Genomic DNA, 375 nt, shown 5'->3' with positions numbered 1-375 from the left:
TTGTTGAACGAAGCCGCTGCGCGGCGGAGTTTGGTTGTTCTTTCATACTCAAGTAACCCCTGTCACTTTGATCGGGCTTGCTGGAGTAAAAATCATGAACACCCACGACCAACAACGCTTTGAATTTCTTTATCAACAACATCTTACCAACTTAACTTTACAGGGCAAGCGGCCTGCTACCATTGATGCCTATTCTCGTGCAGTGCGTCGCCTTTCTGCGTTTTTTGATCGCTCACCCGACACCATGACAACGGCAGATTTAAAGCAATATTTTGCCAGTTTGATAGCCACTCACTCTTGGAGCACGGTGAAGCTCGATCGCAATGGCTTGCAGTTTTTCTATCGCTATACCCTCGACCGCCAGTGGGAGTGGCT

General features: G+C 48.3%; 1 protein-coding gene. It reads left to right on the top strand.

Annotated features, from left to right (window positions below):
• Window positions 1-94 precede the first annotated feature (94 nt).
• Window positions 95-375: site-specific integrase (locus tag ACK8OT_RS19335; RefSeq protein WP_410198141.1), on the top strand; the 281-nt coding region annotated here is incomplete at its 3' end.

This window comes from Motilimonas thetidivivens (assembly GCF_046452435.1).
GTDB lineage: Bacteria > Pseudomonadota > Gammaproteobacteria > Enterobacterales > CBDFNC01 > Motilimonas.
This window is presented reverse-complemented; position numbering and strand designations above follow the sequence as displayed.